Annotated in this window: 13 protein-coding genes; 5 read left to right on the top strand and 8 right to left on the bottom strand. The window is 54.0% G+C overall.

Annotated elements, in window-relative coordinates:
• Positions 1 to 7: 7 nt before the first annotated feature.
• Positions 8 to 2455 carry a DNA topoisomerase (ATP-hydrolyzing) subunit B gene (gene gyrB, locus ACORNT_RS03610; RefSeq protein ID WP_321395453.1) on the top strand — a complete coding sequence of 816 codons (2448 nt, stop codon included), beginning with the start codon at positions 8 to 10 and terminating at the stop codon, positions 2453 to 2455.
• 26 nt (positions 2456 to 2481) lie between these two features.
• On the opposite strand, the gene ACORNT_RS03605 is transcribed toward gyrB, so the two are convergent.
• Positions 2482 to 3108 carry a PAS domain-containing protein gene (locus tag ACORNT_RS03605; protein ID WP_321395452.1) on the bottom strand — a complete coding sequence of 209 codons (627 nt, stop codon included), beginning with the start codon at positions 3106 to 3108 and terminating at the stop codon, positions 2482 to 2484.
• 338 nt (positions 3109 to 3446) lie between these two features.
• Here ACORNT_RS03605 and ACORNT_RS03600 point away from each other — a divergent pair, with 338 nt between their 5' ends.
• Both ACORNT_RS03600 and ACORNT_RS03595 read left to right on the top strand, forming a co-directional pair.
• Positions 3447 to 5363 (top strand): PBP1A family penicillin-binding protein, encoded by a 1917-nt coding sequence (locus ACORNT_RS03600; protein WP_321395450.1) that lies wholly within the window; start codon positions 3447 to 3449, stop codon positions 5361 to 5363.
• 83 nt (positions 5364 to 5446) lie between these two features.
• Complete coding sequence (locus ACORNT_RS03595) at positions 5447 to 5914, top strand: MaoC family dehydratase (RefSeq protein ID WP_321395448.1); 468 nt, start codon at positions 5447 to 5449, stop codon at positions 5912 to 5914.
• Here the strand turns inward: ACORNT_RS03595 and ACORNT_RS03590 are convergent.
• Genes ACORNT_RS03590 through ACORNT_RS03580 form a run of 3 tightly spaced genes read right to left on the bottom strand, consistent with a single transcriptional unit; the run spans position 5911 to position 7745 of the window.
• Positions 5911 to 6636, bottom strand: a complete 726-nt coding sequence (locus tag ACORNT_RS03590; RefSeq protein ID WP_321395446.1) for a SprT family zinc-dependent metalloprotease — start codon at positions 6634 to 6636, stop codon at positions 5911 to 5913. The two genes, ACORNT_RS03595 and ACORNT_RS03590, sit on opposite strands and share 4 nt — an antisense overlap.
• The gene (locus ACORNT_RS03585; RefSeq protein WP_420717539.1) at positions 6623 to 7084 is read right to left on the bottom strand and encodes a YcgN family cysteine cluster protein; all 462 of its coding nucleotides are present in this window, start codon (positions 7082 to 7084) and stop codon (positions 6623 to 6625) included. The genes ACORNT_RS03590 and ACORNT_RS03585 overlap by 14 nt, the downstream gene beginning before the upstream one ends.
• Positions 7085 to 7103: 19 nt before the next feature.
• Positions 7104 to 7745: an SCO family protein gene (locus tag ACORNT_RS03580; RefSeq protein WP_321395442.1), complete on the bottom strand. Its 642-nt coding sequence runs from the start codon at positions 7743 to 7745 to the stop codon at positions 7104 to 7106.
• A gap of 85 nt (positions 7746 to 7830) precedes the next feature.
• On the opposite strand from ACORNT_RS03580, the gene ACORNT_RS03575 reads away from it, so the two are divergent.
• Positions 7831 to 8412 carry an ankyrin repeat domain-containing protein gene (locus ACORNT_RS03575; RefSeq protein WP_321395440.1) on the top strand — a complete coding sequence of 194 codons (582 nt, stop codon included), beginning with the start codon at positions 7831 to 7833 and terminating at the stop codon, positions 8410 to 8412.
• A 1-nt stretch (position 8413) separates the two neighbouring features.
• On the opposite strand, the gene ACORNT_RS03570 is transcribed toward ACORNT_RS03575, so the two are convergent.
• Together ACORNT_RS03570 and ACORNT_RS03565 are read right to left on the bottom strand one after the other, a co-directional pair.
• Complete coding sequence (locus ACORNT_RS03570) at positions 8414 to 9748, bottom strand: hypothetical protein (RefSeq protein WP_321395439.1); 1335 nt, start codon at positions 9746 to 9748, stop codon at positions 8414 to 8416.
• Between the two features lie 73 nt (positions 9749 to 9821).
• Positions 9822 to 10364, bottom strand: coding sequence for a transglutaminase-like cysteine peptidase (locus ACORNT_RS03565; RefSeq protein WP_321395437.1), 543 nt, complete (start codon positions 10362 to 10364; stop codon positions 9822 to 9824).
• A gap of 261 nt (positions 10365 to 10625) precedes the next feature.
• On the opposite strand from ACORNT_RS03565, the gene ACORNT_RS03560 reads away from it, so the two are divergent.
• Positions 10626 to 12740 carry an HD domain-containing phosphohydrolase gene (locus ACORNT_RS03560; protein WP_321395435.1) on the top strand — a complete coding sequence of 705 codons (2115 nt, stop codon included), beginning with the start codon at positions 10626 to 10628 and terminating at the stop codon, positions 12738 to 12740.
• Here the strand turns inward: ACORNT_RS03560 and ACORNT_RS03555 are convergent.
• Together ACORNT_RS03555 and ACORNT_RS03550 are read right to left on the bottom strand one after the other, a co-directional pair.
• Complete coding sequence (locus tag ACORNT_RS03555; protein ID WP_321395433.1) at positions 12737 to 13159, bottom strand: Hpt domain-containing protein; 423 nt, start codon at positions 13157 to 13159, stop codon at positions 12737 to 12739. The two genes, ACORNT_RS03560 and ACORNT_RS03555, sit on opposite strands and share 4 nt — an antisense overlap.
• A gap of 282 nt (positions 13160 to 13441) precedes the next feature.
• Positions 13442 to 13651: a hypothetical protein gene (locus tag ACORNT_RS03550; RefSeq protein ID WP_321395430.1), complete on the bottom strand. Its 210-nt coding sequence runs from the start codon at positions 13649 to 13651 to the stop codon at positions 13442 to 13444.
• Positions 13652 to 13776: the final 125 nt, after the last annotated feature.

Raw genomic sequence — 13776 nt, 5'->3', positions numbered from 1 at the left:
ATATCGGATGTCAGATGAAACGGAATTCAAGGATGCAGCGGAAGGCGCAGAACATTATGGCGCTGGATCCATCAAGGTTCTGAAGGGTCTGGATGCGGTCCGCAAGCGGCCGGGCATGTATATCGGTGATACCGAGGATGGCTCAGGCCTGCACCATATGGTGTTCGAGGTGTCCGACAATGCCATCGACGAATCCCTGGCAGGTTATTGCGACAAGGTACTTGTTACCCTGAACGCAAACGGGTCGGTATCCGTTCGTGACAACGGACGTGGCATACCGGTGGACATTCATGAGGAAGAAGGTGTTTCCGCTGCCCAGGTGATCATGACCCAGCTTCATGCCGGCGGCAAGTTCGACCAGAACAGCTACAAGGTTTCCGGTGGTCTGCACGGCGTCGGGGTTTCCGTTGTGAACGCCCTGTCTGATTATCTTGAACTGAAGATCTGGCGGAACGGCAAGGAGCATTTCCTGCGTTTCGAGCGCGGTGAAGCTATTGGTGATCTGGAAATTACAGGGGATTCGGAAAAGGGTCAGACCGGCACCGAAGTGACCTTCCTGCCTTCTGTGGAAACCTTCAAGAATATCGAATTTGATTTTAACCGGCTGGAACACAGGTTCCGGGAACTGGCCTTCCTCAATAGCGGGGTCCGGGTTGTGATCCGGGATCATCGGCATGCCGAACCGGCTGAGGTCGAGCTCTTTTATGAAGGCGGCATTACCGAATTTGTCAAATATCTGGACCGCTCGAAAAACGGCCTGATAGAGGCGCCCATTACCATAAGTGGGGAAAAAGACGGTATTACATTTGAATGTTCCTTGCAGTGGAACGACAGCTATCATGAAAATGTACTGTGCTTCACCAATAATATTCCCCAGCGCGACGGCGGCACCCATCTGGCCGGCTTCCGTGCGGCCCTGACCCGGACCATAAATAATTACGCCAACGAAACGGGTATTGCCAAAAAAGAAAAGGTCAACATCAGCGGTGATGATGCCCGTGAGGGGCTGACCTGCGTAGTGTCTGTAAAAGTTCCGGATCCGAAATTTTCCTCACAGACCAAGGACAAGCTGGTATCTTCCGAGGTGCGTCCGGTGGTCGAGAGCCTGCTTAATGAAAAGCTCAGCCAATGGTTCGAGGAACATCCTTCCGACGCCAGAAATATCATCGGCAAGATCGTCGAGGCCGCAGCCGCCCGTGAAGCCGCCCGCAAGGCCCGTGAACTGACCCGCCGCAAGGGCGCGCTGGATATTTCCTCCCTGCCCGGCAAACTGGCAGACTGTCAGGAACGCGATCCGGCCAAGGCTGAACTGTTCCTGGTGGAGGGTGATTCCGCCGGCGGCTCCGCCAAACAGGGCCGGCACCGGGGCAATCAGGCGATTCTGCCGCTCAAGGGTAAAATCCTTAATGTGGAGCGGGCCAGGTTTGACCGTATGCTGGCCTCTGCAGAAATAGGCACCCTGATCACGGCGCTCGGCACCGGCATCGGCCGGGATGATTTCAATATTGAAAAACTGCGCTACCACAAGATCATCATCATGACCGATGCTGACGTGGACGGCGCCCATATCCGCACACTTCTGCTGACGTTCTTCTATCGTCAGATGCCGGAACTTCTCGAGAAGGGTTATCTCTATATCGCCCAGCCGCCGCTCTATAAGGTGAGCCGGGGCAAGTCGGAGGTGTACCTCAAGGACGATCCGGCACTGGAGGAATATCTGATCAACCAGTCGCTGGAGGATATGACGCTGGTGCTCGGCAACGGCGAGCAGATTGCCGGCAATGACCTGGTCGATCTGGTCAGCAATGTCCGGCAGACCTGCCGGGCACTGGGTCGCGTGCCGCTGAAATACAACCGTGAACTGGTCGAGGAACTGGCCCTCGTTGGCGGTCTTAATCCCGAGATTCTGTTTGAAGGCAAGGGAGCGGAAGACGCCATTTCCAACGTGGTTGACCGGATGAATGTCAAGGCGTCAGAAGGAGAAGACAATTGGCAGGGCCGGGTTGACCCGGAAGAGGGCGGTGTGATTTTCACAAACGAGATCCGCGGCATCAAGGATGTTTATCGCATTGACCGTGCCTTTATCGAATCCGTTGAAGCCCGCCGTCTTGATGAAACCACTCGTGACCGTCGGGAGGTATTTGCGACACCGTCGATAATCACCCGCAAGGAAGACCGGCACACAGTCTCTCTGCCCAGTGACCTGCTGAATGTGATTCTGTCCTACGGGCGCAAGGGACTTTCCATCCAGCGCTACAAGGGGCTGGGTGAAATGAATCCGAACCAGTTGTGGGAAACCACCCTGGATCCGGAAGCCCGCACTCTCCTGCAGGTGAAAGTGGACCACGGCGATACGGCGGACGAGATTTTCACCAAGCTGATGGGGGATGTGGTGGAGCCGCGCCGGGAATTCATCCAGGACAATGCCCTCAATGTGGCCAACCTTGATGTCTGATTTCAGGCGTCCGGCGGCGAATCCTTTCAGGCGATGGACTTCTGATCGCCGTCGTTGTCCGGCACCAGGTCAGCACGGAGCGGCTCAGGCGACAGGCAGTTCAGTAGCATGGTGACATTGCCCCGGTCATCGGCGAGCGGCAATGTGAGCCGCCGCCACAACCAGGGAGCCTTGCCCTGACTGGCCAGGCTTGTATATTCAACATAATAGGGTGTGGCCTCGGCCTGGCAACATTGATAGACCGCAAGATGAAATTCGTAATCGCTGAATTGTCTGCCGGGAAATTTGCCGGGAACCTCTGACATGGTCAGACCCTGCAGATCATATCGTGAAAGATGTGCGATATTTGATCCATACAGGCGATATCTATAGTCCCGCCCTTCATTCAATGGTTCCAGCAGACAGATGTTGCCCAGCGCAATGCCCAATCCGGAAGGCCTGATATGAGCCCTGGACGGAACGGCGTTGAGGTCGTTCTGTACGGTTTTCCAGTATTGATAAGCGTATCGTATTTTCTGACAGGGCAGAATATCCAGACCCGGATTCTTCAGGATGCGCGGATTTGGCAATCCCTGGCGGATGAGGTAGTCTTCCAGAAAGTGAATGTTGTCATTGGCCAATTCCCGGGCCAACCGGTTGAGATGCACATTCATTAGTAATAGAGTCCTGATCTGAGAGTTTTAAAATTAACCATACGCAGAACTGAAAGTCCGCGCTGAATAACAGCTTTTATGACGGAATCAAGACAATATTTTTTTACGGAGATTTGTTTCAATCAAACGACCGTTTTAGTAATATTCTTATATTCTGATGCGGTGCAGCAATATAAACTTATGAGGGTAATTTCCGGGCATATGCAGAAGCGAATCACGCGACGCGTCAGGCCGAAGTTGATTTTCAACAGTTGAAATGATCGAAGAATTTCCTGTAAATCAACATAATTCCCGATAAGATGTGCCAACAGAAAAAGCCGCATCAGGTAGATCATTGAATGTCCTCCGAAAATAAACAACATCCGTCAGGTAACGGCAGAAAGTCTGCAAAGGGCTCGCGCAAATCCCGGATTGCCCGCCCCTCCGGGACAAAACCGCAACGCCGGGGGCTGGCCAGATTTTTCTATGGCTTAATGGTTGTCTTGACCTGGGCTGTGATCCTGCTCATTCCGGTTACTTTCTATTATGCCCACGACCTGCCGGATATTTCCGACATTGTCGCCTCGCCGGGGCGCGATACCGTAATGATCCTTGATCAGGACGGCGACATTCTTGCGTCCTACGGCAATGTTTATGGCGACTGGCTGGAGATGGAGGAGATCCCGCCCGAATATATACAGGCCCTGGTTGCTACCGAGGATCGGCGTTTTTTTGACCATTTTGGCCTGGATATCAGAGGTCTGGGGCGGGCGGTATTCAGAAATGTAACCAGTCGCGGGCTGGTGGAAGGCGGCAGCACACTTACCCAGCAACTGGCCAAGAACTTGTTCCTGTCGTCCGAAAAAACCGCCAAGCGCAAGATCCAGGAACTGCTGCTTTCCTTCTGGCTGGAAATGAATTTTTCCAAGCAGGAGATTCTCGCGATCTATGTAAACCGTGTTTATTTCGGGTCGGGCGCCTACGGGCTTGATGCGGCCGCCCGGACCTATTTCGGGCATGATGCCCGGAAGCTCAGCCTGACCGAGGCGGCGATGCTGGCGGGAATGCTCAAGGGCCCGGCTCTTTATTCACCGCTGAAGGATCTGCAGCGCGCCTACCAGAGAACCGAAGAGGTGCTCGATAATATGGTCGATGCTTCCTTCATTCAGCCTGGTACGGCAGAGAAGGCCAAAAGGGCAAGTGTGGATATCGCCAGTGAGACAGCCGGCGGCGATTTGCGATATTTTACCGACTGGATTTTCGAACAGGTGCCCGGGCTGATCGGCCAGCCGACGGAACCGGTGATCGTTTACACGACCCTGAAGCCTGAGACCCAGCTGAAAGCAGCCGGTGCCGTCCAGCAGATTATGGACCGGGAAGGTGTGACCCGAAATGCCAGCCAGGCGGCACTAGTCTCCATGGATCCGGACGGGGCGGTGCGGGCCATGATCGGTGGCCGTGACTATGTGCAAAGCCAGTTTAACCGCGCCAGCCAGGCCCTGCGTCAACCTGGTTCCGCCTTCAAGATTTTTGTCTATCTGGCAGCGCTGGAACGCGGTCTTTCGCCGTCAATGATCATGCGGGATTCCCCGGTCATCCTGGATGGCTGGGAGCCGAAAAACTATACCGGCGACTATCTGGGGCAGGTATCACTGGAGACCGCCTTCGCCAGGTCCATCAACACGGTTGCGGTCAAGCTGGCTGAAAAAATAAATCGCCGTACCGTGACGGAAATGGCCCGGCGTCTCGGCATTTCGACTCCGATTGTGGAGGAACCGAGCATGTCCCTCGGCACGTCCGAGGTTTCCCTGCTGGAATTGACAGCGGCCTATTCGACGGTTTTTAATGGCGGCTACAAGGTTGTGCCCTACGGCATCGTGGAAATCCAGAACAGCGCCGGGCAGATATTATACCGTCATATGCCCGGTTTTCCGCAACAGGTACTGTCGCCGGAAACGGTAGATGCCATGCAGCATATGCTTGAAAAGGTTGTGACCGAGGGCACGGCAAAGGCGGCCCGGATGGATTTCCCCGTGGCCGGCAAGACCGGAACCACCCAGGGCTACAAGGATGCGCTGTTTATCGGGTCCGGCCTGGATATGGTCAACGGGGTCTGGGTCGGCAATGATGATGCGTCCTCAATGAAGACGGTGACCGGGGGCGGGACGCCCGCAAGAATCTGGAAAAACTTTATGGTCAGGGTGTCCCTTGACAGAAATGATGCTACTCTGGTGACGCCCAATGTCAGCCCCAGGAATAAACCTGACAACAAATAAATATAAAAGTGAAAGCAAAAATAACACTTGTATAAGGCAGGGGTGATAAAAACCTTTGATCCAGCAATAACAGGACCAGCGGAATGCCGACCCTTACTATAACTGCGAATGAACTAGACAATTATCTCGGTCGGGAAATCGGAACCTCCGGATGGATGGAAATTTCCCAGAGCCGTATCAATAAATTTGCCGAGGCCACCGGTGACTTCCAGTGGATCCATGTGGATGTGGAGCGGGCACGGACAGAGATGCCGGGCGGCAAGACCATTGCGCATGGTTATCTGGTGCTGTCCCTGGTGCCGCAGTTTTTTGACGGCCTGATCAGCATCACCGGTCTTCGCTATGGCCTGAACTACGGGCTCAACAAGGTGCGGTTTACCTCTCCCGTGCCGGTGGATTCACGGGTTCGTGCAATGATAAAGCTTACAGAAACAGACCATCGCAAGGACAATACCATTCTGGCCACTTTTTCCGTAGTGATGAACAGGGAAGGGCAGGAACGCCCGGTCATGCTTGCCGAGATGCTGGTGCTTCTGGCGCCGGCAGGCTAGTCGGCAGGTGATTTTCCGCAAATCTGCAGGGCCATGAGTTGCGGACCGTGCTGTCTCAGCCAGCGCCGGGATATTGTGGCGTGGTCGACCAGCCTGTCAACTTCCCGCCAGAAGGCAGGACTGTGGTTCATTTCCCTGAGGTGGGCCACTTCATGGGCAACCACATAGTCAAAGACTGTCGCCGGTGTCATGATCAGGCGCCAGGAAAAGGACAGTGTCTTTCGTGATGAACAACTGCCCCAGCGACTGCCCGGATCGCCAATACGGATTTTGTGACAGGTGACACCCAGAAGGCCGGTTTTTTCTTCAACGGCCTGTTCGAGCCGTATCCGGGCCTGCTTTTTCAGCCAGTTCAGCAGCCGGACTTCAAAGCCCCCGGCAGGTCCGCCGACAATGATCCGGCCGTCTTCCCGCCGGACCCGGCCGGCATCGTCCGGCTGGTGTAAAATCAGATGGTCATGGCCGAGGAAGGATATAAAGTTGTCGGGTGACAGGAATTCCTGACCGGCAAAGGCCTTCTGCTGTTCCTGGAGCCAGTCGCTGTTTCTGCGGGCAAAATCGAGGCCTGATTTTTCAGAAACACCAGGCGGCAGGGTGACAACAGCCGCCCTGCGGACGGAATCGTAACGCAACTTGAGACGCCGGGCCCGGGGATGGGACCGGAACAGAATGTCGAGCGTTTCCCCGTTCTGCAGCGGCAGTGTCTGGTCACTTGCTTTCATCGGCGCTATCCAGAATGTTCCAGTCAATGATATGGTCTTCCAGGTCGAGGGCGTCCCGTTCGTGAACAGCCTTGCCGCGGACGGAGATACCGGCGGTATGCACGGAATTCCTGTCGCCGGAAACCAGGGGATGCCAGGGAAACAGCTCGCGGCCTTCGGAAACAAGCCGATAGGCGCAGGTCGGCGGCAGCCAGTTAAACTCGGCAACCTGATCCGGGCTGAGGACCACACAGTCAGGGATAAGGATCTCGCGTATGGAATAGTTCATGCACCGGCAGCTTTCATGGTCCAGGAGCCGACAGGCCACGTTGGTATAGGCAATTTCACCGCTGTCTTCATCTTCCAGTTTGTGCAGGCAGCACAGGCCGCAGCCGTCGCACAGGCTTTCCCATTCGTCACGGTCCATTTCGGCCAGTGTTTTGGTCTGCCAGAAAGGGGCGTTTTTTATATCAGCCGCCATATTCGTCCTAGGGAATCAGCCTTGTCAGTTTCTCGGCCATTTCCTCCGGTGTGGTGCCATAACTGAAATGGCTGAGATATTCGCCATTGCCGTCCATCAGGTAAATGATCGAGGTATGATCCACAAGATAGTCCGAAGCGCCGGTATCCTCTGTTTTTTCAGCAAAAACCCTGTAGGTCTTTTTCATGTCATTAATCTGCTCAATCGTTCCGGTCAGGCCGATCAGCCGGTCGTGAAAAAGGGCGACATATTGTTTCATCACCGGCGCGGTATCCCGTTCGGGATCCACGGTGACAAAAAGCGGGGCGATTTTATCCAGCTTGTCCTGCGGGATCATGTCCAGTGCCGTTGACATGGTCTGCAGTTCTGTCGGACAGACATCCGGGCAAAAGGTATAGCCGAAATAGATCAGCATATATTTTCCGGCGAAGTCCTTTTCCGTTACTGTCCGGTTGTCTTCTGCGATCAGGGTGAAGGGGCCGCCGATCAGGGCTCTGGCATTTTCCTGCGCCGTGTTTGCCGGCGGCCGGCCGGCCATGACGGAAATCAGCCAGATTGCCGTTACCGTGGCGAGGACAATAGCCGCTATAAGCCCGAGGGGCAGGGAAAATTTTCGCTCCGGGGAGCCGGGAGTCTGTCTTTTTACCATGGCTGTGTTTTCTTTTGCCTTCAAATATTCTACACATGTATCTATATAGAGTGGGAACGGGATGAATGGAAGGCTGGAGTTTCGAATGACTGTACGAAGGAATTGGACCGCACTTGTAACCGGGATCTGGCTGATGCTGTCCGTGAGCTGTCTGTTCCCCCAGTCTGCCGCGGCCTATTCGGATGCCTATAATTTTCTCAAGGCGGTCAAGGAACAGAACTATCGCGAAGTCAAAATGCTGATCGAAAAAGGGGTCAATGTGAATACCCGCGACTATGATGACGGTTCCACCCCCCTGATCATTGCGGTAACCAGCAAGGACACGGCCCTGGTCAGCTATCTTTTGCAGAGCGGCGCCAAACCGGACCTAGATCTGGACAAGACCGGGGAAACGCCGTTGATGATCGCAGCCCGCCAGCGGGACGAAACAACAGTTGCCCAGTTGCTTGAATATGGCGCCGGCATTGACCTCGGAGATAAAAATGGCGAGACGGCGCTGATGAAGGCTGTGCGCGCCAATGCGGTACCCGTTGTCGAGCTGCTGCTGGAAAATGATGCCGATCTGATGATTGAGGATTATTCCGGACGAACCGCGTTACAGCACGCAAAGGATATGAGGCGGCAGAATATTATCCGCCGGCTTGAAGAGGCTGGTGCAGACTATTAGGTTATTTGCCCAGTAACCTGTCAACGTGATGTCCCTGGAACATGTGGATACCGATCTCCTGACCGAAGCGGACAGCTTCCTTGCTGTCGCAATGGCACAGGATAATCCTCATGTGGCCGTGATTCTTCAGGGCTTCCAGTAATTGGCGACGGTTCTGATCCTGCAGAAGACGCGGATAGGACTTGCGCCAGTAAATTTTCAGAAAATCCACGTTCAGCAGGCGCCGGTCCAGAATGCCGATGGACTGCAGGTCCATGGCGTCGATGGAGATTTTCCAGGCAAATCCGGAAAGCTTTTTCTGGGCGTCATAATAGGCGCTGACGTCGGAAAGAACATCAAACAGCTTCATTTCCAGAATCAGCGGTTGTGATGTAATTTTTCTGTAAGCCTCCACAAAGCGGTCAAATTCCTTCGACAGGACCGTATCCACATTGATGTTAATGCTGCGTACCACTGCGGGATCGCCGAAGCCTTCGGTCAGCAGGCCCATGAGTTTGGTGTCAAAAGTACGGGTCAGTCTCTGGAACAACCATTTATCGGCAAGCAGGTTATAGCCCGGCAGGATCTTTTTGCTGATTTCCTCCACCGACACAAAAAGCTCGGTAAAGACGGTCTGGGGGTTTGAATCGCCAACAATGACACAGGCGTCTTGGGTGGAAATCATTCTGGCCATCTCGATATTCTGGAGATTGCGCTCCAGTTTATCCAGCTCCATCGGTCCCATGGGCGGTATTTCTTCGCGTTTGAAGATGGTTTCATACTTGGGGCGCGTGGTTGGTTTGGCCGGCGCCATTGCGGCCGGAGGATCCTTTTCTTCCTTCCGGGCCAGATTTTTTACCATCTGCTGCAGGCTGTTCAGAGGAGAAGCGGCCGGTTTTGTTGTTTCTTCTTCCGGGGTTCCGTTATGCAGACGCTCGACCAAGGCAAAAAATTTATCAAAATCCTCTTCAAGATTGAACCAGTCGCAAAGTTCGGTGTCCCGCCCGGCATCCAGATATTCCTTCAGGACCGGGCTGCTTTTGACAGCCCGGCGGGCGTCGAGGATAGCCCGGTCGAGAACACTGCTCGGGGCATCCTTGCACAGGAAAAACAGATCGAAGTTATCGTTCCAGTACAGGTGGCCGTCGTATTTCTGGATCAGTGGATTGAAGGCGGTGGCAATATTGCGGCGATGAACCGGCTGCTTGTGCATGCGGTCCAGCAGGGAAAATTGCAGATGTATTGCCCGGTAGTCCTTGTGATGTCTTCTCAAGGACCGGGTTTTCTGGAACAGCTCGTCCACCTGGGAGGGCGTGGCGGAGCTTTCCGCATATGCAGTACTCTTTTCGGGCAACATTTATCCGGATTACCTGCTCTGGATTAAAACTGTGATCAGAATATATCGCATTTAGTTAAAATTTCGTATGATTCTACATACGATGAAGCCACCAGGCCTTTTCGTTTATTGAATAGAGAGGCTTATAGTGCAGGATGGTTTTTTCCTGCACGACATATTGTATCTGGTTGTCCAGAATCCAGGTTTTTTCATTGTCAAAGACCACCAGTACGGCATGGGCCACATCCAGGTTTGTATCCTGTACGACGACGATCCGCATATTCTCGGCGGGAACGCCAAGTTCCTTGAGGCTGTAATATTTGGCAATCGCATAATCTTCACAGTCCCCGTCCTTGGTGAAAAACTGGCGCAGGGTTGCCCAGTAGTCCTTGACACCCCAGTTGATGATGTCCGTGATATAGGGCGCTTTGTTCATATGCCGGTTTATCTGGTCCAGTTGCAGCGACAGGTCCTTGTTTTTCAGTCCGGCGATCAGATCGTTCCATTCATCGACCGGGCAGCGAAAATTGATGGTGACCCGGCAAGGACCCTTCCGCTTCCGGCCCGGCTCGACTTCGGCTTCATGGCGTTCAATCATGCCGTTCCATTTTTTAAAGGCTGCGAGCTGTCGGCTCATGATCTCCCGGGAACCGAAAAGGCCGTTTTCCCTGGCCTGGAGGGATGTGGACAGAAATGTCGCAGGCAAAAATATAAACAAAGAGACAAAAGTGAAAAAAAACTTGCGCCGGCGCATGGTCGGACTAATCCTGTTATGGTAAAAACTTTAAATATTAATGGCTTGCATCCTGCATCAGTGATAGCTGATAATTGACAAGGAACGGGCCCTGAGATCGAAAATTATCAGTTTATGGTTACCAAATCTTAAAGAGCGGGAAAAATGGCGGAAAATTCATTCTGGAAAGTCAGGAGTGCAGGGGTAGCGGTTTCCCTTCTGGTGTTGGCGGCTGCTGTTGCTGCCATGGTCTTCGCTTTCCGGTTTGCCGAAGCGGAAAAAGACAGGGACCAGCTAATCTGGCAAAACCAGATGTCGGTTATTCTGGCCGGCCGTCAGGCGGCTATTGAAGAATGGCTTGCCGAGCAGACGACTTCCCTCGAAAAGCTCACTGAAAATGCCGCTCTCAGGATATATCTTGCCGGTGTGGCGGATATGCCGGAAGACCGGAGCAAGCGCACGGATGATCAGCTTGCCCAGATGGAATATCTGGGGAACCAGTTGAAGGGCCATGCGCTTCGCAACGGTTTTGTGCCGCCGCGCGGGGAAGACAGTCGCGACATTGGCGCCACTATCGAAGTGGCGCGAGTGGCCGGTCTTGCCCTGACCAATGCCCAAGGCCAGATTCTGGTGTCCACTTCTGACATGCCGTCGGTGACCCGGGCTGTTGCGGCCTACATGGAAGCCGGCGCCGGCACCAGGCCGCTGGTCTACGGTCCCTACCCGGCGGAAAACGGCCAGCCGGTCATCGCCTTTGTTGCGCCGGTTTACGGCGTACAGGAAGATGAAGATTCGACAGCTATCGGCTTTGCGGTGGGGATTCGCCTTCTTGATCAGGGCTTCTATAAAAAACTTAACCAACCCGGCGATATGTCGCGGACGGCGAAGACATACCTGGTGCGTGAGCGTGCCGGTGTGGTTGAATATCTGTCGCCAATCATGATGAAGTCCGGCGACATCAATGCCCCCATGACCTTCCTGCTGGATGAATCCACCCCATCCCTGGCGGCAGCCTTTGTTCTGGAAAATCCGGGCCTGTTTGCCGAACGGGTGGATTATGAGGGGGACCGGGTTCTGGTGACCGGACGCAAAATTTCCGGCACGGACTGGAACCTGGTGCGCACCGTGGATTCGACCGAAGTGCTTGGCCGCGTGGAGACGCGCCGTCGAAATATCCTGTGGATTTCCGGTCTGATTATCCTGACGGTTACCATTCTTCTCCTGCTGATCTGGCGTCACGGTGTCTCGGTCCGGGTCAGCCAGGCAGCCGAACGGCAGCGCGTTCTGGCCGGAAAATATGAAAAGCTCAGCCATTTCATGGAAGTGGTGACCGACAGCCAGCCGACCTCAATCACGGCGGTGGATGATGAAGGCCACTACACCTTTGCCAACCGCCAGGCCGAGAAGGAACTGGGAATGGACCGCAACGATATCATCGGCCAGTCCCTGAAAAAGATGCTGGAGCCGGCGGCGGCCCGGGAAGCCTCTGCCCATTGCCAGGAAGTGTTGGACGAGGACAGGGCGGTTTCCACCATTGTCACCCGTGACGAGGGGCGCGTGACCCTCAAGGCTGATTATCTGCCGCTGAAGGTGGGGATGGAGCGGGGCGTCCTGATGGTGATGGAAGATCTGTCCCAGCTGGTCCGGGAACGGGAACGGCGCGAACAGGCGCTGAAGAACCTGATTCAGACCCTGACCATGATCATCGACAGCCGGGACCCGTTCAGCGCCAATCATTCTGCCCGGGTGGCGGAAGTGTCCGGTACCATTGCCCGCGAAATGAACTGTGATGAAGTGACCGTCGAGACGGTGGAGATTGCCGGCGCCCTGATGAACTTGGGCAAGATTCTGGTGCCACGCGAGGTACTGACCCGGCCGGGTGAGCTGTCTTCCGACGAACTGATGACCGTCCGGGAAAGTATCCAGAAAAGTGCTGATATGCTGGAAGGGCTCGATTTTGAAGGCCCGGTTGTGGAAACCCTGCGCCAGATCAGAGCGCACTGGGATGGTTCCGGCATACCCAAGGGCCTGTCCGGCGAGGATATCCTGCTGTCCGCCCGTATTGTCGCGGTCGCCAATGCCTTTGTGGCAATGGTCAGTTCACGCGCCCACCGTCCGGGGCTGGATATGGAGGAGTCCGCGCTTGTTCTGATGAACGATGCGGAGAAGATCTATGATCGCCGGCCTGTTTCCAGCCTGCTGAATTTTCTTGAGAACAGGGGGGGCATTGATAAATGGCAGAGCTTCGGGGTGTATGAGGGGCCGTTTGCAGACGACTAGGCCGCCGTCAGGGATTTCTCAATCATATTATGGAGCTGGCTGAGCAGCTTTTGTCCGGCATGTCCGCCGGACCCGGTGATATCGTCGCTGACAATCAGGTCCATGGCCTTTATGTGGGCATTGATCACGTTGAAACTGGCGGCTTCCGGCTGCTCGATGCGGTGCAGATAGGAACAGAGCGATCCGCCCACATCGGTCATCAGATGATAACCAAAACTTCCGCCCATGCCCTTGATATTATGGGACAGGTCAAAGAGTTGCTCAAGGATGGCGGCGTTGAAGCTTTTCTGTCCGTCTTCATATCTTTCAATAAGATTGAACATGTCCTTTAACTGGCTACGGGTCCAGTCCAGGTAGGTATTTGACAGACTATTGATGGCTTCCTGTGCCTGTGAGATCGGGTTCAGCGGGGAACTCATATCCCGCTCTCCGGCATATGGCATCCGGAAAGCATGTTTGTAACGACAAAATGATTGATAAACATATGCGACATGAAGGCCCACTCCTTGCAACCATGCTAGGGCTTAAAGGGTTAACAAAAGGTTAATATTGGATGCAATTCAAACAAAGACCGGAAGAGCCTGAGAATTGAAACCGGAACATTGCGAAATAAAAAAAACGTCCTGTCACAAGGACAGGACGCTTCAGTAAAAGTACTTATCAGGGCTTAAGTACTCAGGGTATCTGTGGAGGAAAGGGAATTACTCGGGATGCCGGGCTTCCCAATCTTTGACGGCCTTACTGCGGCTGCTTAAAATGCCACTCACCACATAAATACATAACCAGCCCACAAAAACCGTGACGATCATGAATGTGGCCGGCAGTAACAGGTCGGGACCTGTCAGCAAAATGGCAATCAGCAGAACCAATGCCAGAAATGCGCTACCAGCGAACGTAAGGATATTCGTCATTATTCTTCCTTCTCCAATACTGAGTCTTATACCAGCCCTGCGAATCTCTTCACATTGACATAGGTCAAATTAATCGAACTTGGGAAAATTTCAAGCAACTTCTGCACCAGAAGGAAGATAGAGGC

The organism is Emcibacter sp. (genome assembly GCF_963675455.1).
Classification (GTDB): Bacteria; Pseudomonadota; Alphaproteobacteria; order Sphingomonadales; family Emcibacteraceae; genus Emcibacter.
Note: the sequence above shows the minus strand (reverse complement) of the source record. Positions and strands in the feature narration are given on the sequence as shown.

What these genes read in the sequence shown, in the direction of transcription:
- gyrB (WP_321395453.1), top strand. Translation starts at nt 8, where the DNA reads ATGTCAGATGAAACGGAATTCAAGGATGCAGCGGAAGGCGCAGAACAT.
- ACORNT_RS03605 (WP_321395452.1), bottom strand. Translation starts at nt 3,108, where the DNA reads ATGAATGTGCATCTCAACCGGTTGGCCCGGGAATTGGCCAATGACAAC.
- ACORNT_RS03600 (WP_321395450.1), top strand. Translation starts at nt 3,447, where the DNA reads ATGTCCTCCGAAAATAAACAACATCCGTCAGGTAACGGCAGAAAGTCT.
- ACORNT_RS03595 (WP_321395448.1), top strand. Translation starts at nt 5,447, where the DNA reads ATGCCGACCCTTACTATAACTGCGAATGAACTAGACAATTATCTCGGT.
- ACORNT_RS03590 (WP_321395446.1), bottom strand. Translation starts at nt 6,636, where the DNA reads ATGAAAGCAAGTGACCAGACACTGCCGCTGCAGAACGGGGAAACGCTC.
- ACORNT_RS03580 (WP_321395442.1), bottom strand. Translation starts at nt 7,745, where the DNA reads ATGGTAAAAAGACAGACTCCCGGCTCCCCGGAGCGAAAATTTTCCCTG.
- ACORNT_RS03575 (WP_321395440.1), top strand. Translation starts at nt 7,831, where the DNA reads ATGACTGTACGAAGGAATTGGACCGCACTTGTAACCGGGATCTGGCTG.
- ACORNT_RS03570 (WP_321395439.1), bottom strand. Translation starts at nt 9,748, where the DNA reads ATGTTGCCCGAAAAGAGTACTGCATATGCGGAAAGCTCCGCCACGCCC.
- ACORNT_RS03565 (WP_321395437.1), bottom strand. Translation starts at nt 10,364, where the DNA reads ATGAGCCGACAGCTCGCAGCCTTTAAAAAATGGAACGGCATGATTGAA.
- ACORNT_RS03560 (WP_321395435.1), top strand. Translation starts at nt 10,626, where the DNA reads ATGGCGGAAAATTCATTCTGGAAAGTCAGGAGTGCAGGGGTAGCGGTT.
- ACORNT_RS03555 (WP_321395433.1), bottom strand. Translation starts at nt 13,159, where the DNA reads ATGAGTTCCCCGCTGAACCCGATCTCACAGGCACAGGAAGCCATCAAT.
- ACORNT_RS03550 (WP_321395430.1), bottom strand. Translation starts at nt 13,651, where the DNA reads ATGACGAATATCCTTACGTTCGCTGGTAGCGCATTTCTGGCATTGGTT.